3 protein-coding genes and 1 tRNA gene are annotated in these 5,185 nt (G+C 57.6%); 2 read left to right on the top strand and 2 right to left on the bottom strand.

What is annotated here, in order from left to right:
* Positions 1-42 precede the first annotated feature (42 nt).
* Both Q0349_RS08530 and Q0349_RS08525 read right to left on the bottom strand, forming a co-directional pair.
* The gene (locus tag Q0349_RS08530; RefSeq protein ID WP_298080441.1) at positions 43-1,596 is read right to left on the bottom strand and encodes an RNA-binding protein; all 1,554 of its coding nucleotides are present in this window, start codon (positions 1,594-1,596) and stop codon (positions 43-45) included.
* Positions 1,597-2,188: 592 nt separating this feature from the next.
* Positions 2,189-2,310 (bottom strand) — tRNA-OTHER (locus tag Q0349_RS08525).
* Positions 2,311-2,922: 612 nt separating this feature from the next.
* Here Q0349_RS08525 and Q0349_RS08520 point away from each other — a divergent pair.
* Together Q0349_RS08520 and rtcR are read left to right on the top strand one after the other, a co-directional pair.
* Complete coding sequence (locus tag Q0349_RS08520; protein WP_298080440.1) at positions 2,923-3,576, top strand: DNA alkylation repair protein; 654 nt, start codon at positions 2,923-2,925, stop codon at positions 3,574-3,576.
* Positions 3,577-3,605: 29 nt separating this feature from the next.
* Positions 3,606-5,185, top strand: a 1,580-nt coding sequence (rtcR, locus tag Q0349_RS08515; RefSeq protein ID WP_298080439.1) for an RNA repair transcriptional activator RtcR, incomplete at its 3' end; no start/stop codon positions are given.

Genomic DNA, 5,185 nt, shown 5'->3' with positions numbered 1-5,185 from the left:
GGGCGGTTACGGCTTCGCCTAACCGCCCCTACCATTTGGGCATCAAGCCGCTTTTTCCGCTATCTGGATTTTTTCGATCATTTCCACCCAGAAATCCGCGCTGTTATTTTGTGCGGCGAAGGTGCCGAGCAAATGAAATACTTGATCGGAGAAGCCGCCAATATTCAATATGTCATGCCGGTTGCGTGCCTGTACGGTGGCATAGGGCTGGATGTCGAGGCAGACCAGTTTTGCCTGCGGATTGCGTTCCTTAATTTTGTCCCATTCGGCGAGCATATCGCTGCTTTTTTTGCCGCGTGCCAATTCCGCCCACGATTCGTTGTCGGAAATCATCAGCAGCACATCGACCGACGCTTTTTCGCGGTTCAGCCACGCCAGCGGCGCGCTGCACGCGGTGCCGCCACCGCAGAGTTGCGCCAGTTTTTCCGCGTTGGTCATGATGCTGTCGCGCGGGTTGAGCTGGATTTTGGCAACGCGGGTGTCAAACGGCAGCACGCGCGCCTGCGGGTTGTGGCGCAGCATGGCGGCGGAAACCAGCGCGGCAACATTGACGCAGCGGGTCGTGCTGGTCGCACCGGGGCGGTAGCCCGTTACCGGGCTCATCATCGAGCCGGAGACGTCCGGGCAGACGATGACGTTGCCAGCAAGGCGCGGCACGTTCTGTACCGCGATTTCCATCGCATCTTGCAGCGCTTCGCGGATGGCAAGCGGCATATCCCCGCCGGTCGCCTGGTAGGCGGTCAGCAACTGGTAGGGCATGACGCGCGCCTTGGCAATCGCGGCCGCGTCGGTGAGCTTGGCGGCGACTTGGCGCACGATGCGCTCGTTGTTGAAAACGCCGTGGCGGGCGAAGGTGTTGAGGCTTTGCCGTACCTGCTGCCATGAGCCATTGTGCGCGATTTGCGCCCAGGCGGCGGTGTCCAGCTCCAGCGCGGTCAGCAGTTGGAACGGCACGTCCGGCAATTTGCCGCTGCGCTGGGCTTTGTAGTCTTCAAAGGCGCGGGTCAGCGGCGGCAGTGCGGCGCGTTCGTAGGGTTTGCCAATCAGCCAGGCGAACCAGGCGGCGCGCCAGGCTTCGCGCGGCTTCGGATGCACCATTTTCACCACATCGGCGAGTGAAGGATTATTGCCAATCGCCGCCTGCAATAATTGTTTTTCATTGGCGGAAAGCAGCCATTGTTGAATCAATTTTTTCGGGCGCGTACCGAATGATTTGCGCCCGGTGACACCACTGCGCACCATTTGCGCAAAATTGCGCAGCATTTTGCCGCCATCAATCACGCGGTCGAATATTTGTGCGCAGAGGGCAACGTCGCGTTCGGCCAGCATTGCCAACAATAATGCGGGCATGTCTTTCATATAGCCGCATTCGCGGGCGTAGATTGCTGTTTTTGCGATAAAAAGCGGTTCTATTTTTTGCGCGACATTTAATATTTGTTCCAGTTGGGTTTCGGCGGACGCATAGAAAGTATCGTTAAAGCAGCCGGTCGCGGCGAGTTGCGCCAGTTGCTGTTTCGGAGAAAGCGTATAGGCGCGGCCACCGGCTTCGTTACGGGTATCGGTTTTTTTGGATGAAAAGATATGGAAATTGGCCATGATTTATTCTCCTGGTAATAAAAGTGGCGACCAGTAATGGCAAGACAAATAACGTGGGAAGTTGTAGTCCTGCCGGCATTCGCCAGGCGGGCGACAACAGGGACAAGATTTCCGCAGCAAGCTGCGGGCAGGACTCGAACCTGCGATAACCAATGTAATCCTGTCGGCATTCGCCCAAACAAACGACGAGTGATTGGCAAGATTAAAACCCCGTGCCCGAAGCACGATGAAGTTGACTTCTATGTAATCCTACCAGCATTCGTTCGTAAACGGTTGCGACGCGGCGATAAATCACTTTGTCAAGCGGGCGACTAATGAAGACAGGATTTTTAAGTCGTGTTATTAGCACGTCGAATGAAATTCCAATGTAATCCTGTCGGCATTCGCCCAAAACGAATGACAAGCAAGGGCAAGACAGACCGAGCCATATGATTTATACAGTTATCGGTTAGTTGATGTAATCCTGCCCGCATTCATTCGTAAACGGTTGCGGCGCGGCGGCAAAAACCACCGCTCCAGAAATTCAAAAGCCCGACAACGAGGATTTGAAGAAATAAAACAGCCGACGTCTTGCCCGTTAGACTATCCTGCAAGGCAGGAGCAGGACTCGAACCTGCATTTACGACCCCCATGTAATTCCTTCCGCATTTGCCGGGGTGCGGGCAACCAGGGTTGGAGAAACGTTTTCGTGCTCTACCGCTGAGCTACCCTGCCGTCGAGTGGCAGGGGCGGGACTCACTTCCCGTTTGTATTCCATGCAAGCAATTTCATTTTTCCGCAGAAGAAAGGGATTTCTTCTGCGGGCTGTTGCATGGAACACAAACGGGGCCCGCTGCGTTCCTCCGGCATTTGCCCACCAGCGGCGCAGACGCCAACAAGGGTGCAGGAAATGTTTACATACTCTACCCGGCTGAGTTACCTGCCGGCGAACCGGCAGGGCGGGACTCGAACCCGCGACCCTGTAATTTCCTGCGCATTTGGCGTTGCGGTTATCCGCTACAAGCTGCAAGCAACTTGCACTAACCCTATTGCCCGAAACGTGCCAGCGCCGCTGGCGCGCAAAAATACTTTCACAACACGCTAAAAACAAAGGAGAAAAAACCATGCCAACCGTCCTCGCTCGCCGCCCTACCCTACCCTAAAACGCGAAAAATATAGAAAATAATCCTATGAAATAGAAAAATAGCTATAACATAGTGCCATGCAACTCGTCCTCTTCTATCGCCACCCACAAATAGCTCGAACCGCCGAACCTCGCCGAAGGCTTTAACGCGATTTACTGCGTCTGCCCTGAGCCGTTGCATAGCTATCTTACGGAGAAATTTGATGAAATATGACGATTTCGTCCGCCTGCTCACGCCGCTCGCCAACCCGTTGCGTGCCGCGCAAATGCAGGCGTACATGAAAAACCGCTTTCCTTTCCTCGGTATCCCCAAACCGCAGCTTAAAGCGACGCTTAAGCCACATCTCAAGGCCGCCGCGCGCGAAGGCGTGGATTGGCAGACGATTGATGCCTGCTGGCAGGCGGAAGCGCGCGAATACCAGTATGCCGCGCTGGAACTGCTGCGCGCCGCGCAAAGGCAACTCACCCCGGCTGACTTGCCACGCCTGCACCGCCTCATCACGACGAAATCGTGGTGGGACACTATCGACTTTCTCGACCGCATTGTCGGTGGCATTGCCCTGCGTTATCCCGAAATCAATGCGGTCATTCTCAAATGGAGCGTGGATGAAAATTTTTGGCTGCGCCGCGTTGCCATTGACCACCAATTACTGCGCAAAGAAAAAACCGATACCGCCCTGCTCGCCCAAATCCTCGATAACAATCTCGGACAAAGCGAATTTTTTATTAACAAGGCTATCGGCTGGGCATTGCGCGATTACAGCAAAACCAATCCCGAATGGGTACGGGAATATATAGAAAGCCGCCGCGAAAAAATGGCGGCGCTGAGTATCCGGGAGGCGAGTAAATATCTCTGAACAAAATCCATCCCTATCCACCCACAACCATGACTCAAAAAACCCGTGTCGTTATCAGTTTCCTCGGCACCCAGCTGGATGCTGGCGGCGGTGAAGGCCGCTGGCAGAAATGGCGGCCGAACGTCGCCATGAACCAGCGCAATGACCTCATCCTCGACCGCATCGAACTCTTCTACGCCGACAAATACCGCCCGCTGGCCGACCTCGTCCGCGCCGACATCCGCGACCGCGCGCCGCACACCGCCGTCAATCTGGTGCAGATGGAGCTCACCAACCCTTGGGATTTCAGCGAAGTCTATACCCGCCTGCACGACTGGGCAGCGGACTATCCCTTTGATACCGAAAAAGAAGAATACTGGGTGCATATCACCACCGGCACCCACGTCGCGCAAATCTGCCTCTTTCTCCTCGTCGAATCGCGGCAGATTCCCGGACTCTTGCTGCAAACCGCGCCGCCGAAAAACCAGAAACGGCAAATGGCGCGCGGCGACGTCGGCACCTACGAACTGATTGACCTTGACCTCGCCCGCTACGACGCGCTTGCCGCCCGCCTTGCCGCCGTGCGCGACGACGCCGTGCGCTATCTGAAAAGCGGCATCGCCACCCGCAACCCGGCGTTCAACCGCATGATTGCCGAAATTGAGCAGGTCGCGCTCAACTCGCCCTCGCCCATCCTCCTCACCGGCCCGACCGGCGCGGGCAAATCGATGCTGGCGCGGCGGATTTTTGAACTGAAAAAGGCGCGGCACCAAGTGCGCGGCACGTTTGTTGATGTTAACTGCGCCACCCTGCGTGGCGACGGCGCGGCCTCTGCCTTGTTCGGCCACAAAAAAGGCGCGTACACCGGCGCGGTGGAAAAACGCGATGGCTACCTGAAAAGTGCCGACGGCGGCGTGTTGTTCCTTGACGAAATCGGTGAGCTGGGGCTGGACGAACAGGCGATGCTGCTGAAAGCGCTGGAAGAAAAACGCTTCTACCCGGTCGGCAGCGACCAGGAAAGCGAAAGCCATTTCCAGCTCATCGCCGGGACGAATCGCGACCTGCGTGCGGACGTGCGCGAAGGCCGCTTCCGCGAAGACCTCTACGCGCGCATCAACATCTGGAACTACCCACTGCCCGCGTTGGCAGAGCGGCGCGAGGACATCGAGCCGAACATCGCGCACCAGCTCGCCCTCGTCTCGCAGGAGCTAGGGCGCACCACCCGCTTCAACAAGGAAGCGCACGCCGCCTACCTCGCCTACGCCCTCTCGCCGCAGGCGGCGTGGCGCGGCAATTTCCGCGATTTGGCAGCGAGCATCATGCGCCTCGCCACGCTGGCACCGCAGGGGCGCATTACCCGCGAACTGGTGGACGCGGAAATCGCCCGCCTGCAATACCTGTGGCAGGAGGAACGCCCCGCCGCGAGCGCGCTGCCCGCCGCCATAGACGCCGACGCGCTTGACCTGTTTGAGCGCCTGCAACTGGAGGCGGTGATTAACATCTGCCGCCAGCACAAAAGCCTCGCCGCCGCCGGGCGCGCGCTTTACAACGTCTCGCGCGAACAGCTCGCCAGAACCAACGACAGCGACCGCCTGCGCAAATACCTGCAACGCTTCGGGCTGACTTGGGC

This window comes from uncultured Cardiobacterium sp. (assembly GCF_938028185.1).
Lineage (GTDB): Bacteria > Pseudomonadota > Gammaproteobacteria > Cardiobacteriales > Cardiobacteriaceae > Cardiobacterium.
This window is presented reverse-complemented; position numbering and strand designations above follow the sequence as displayed.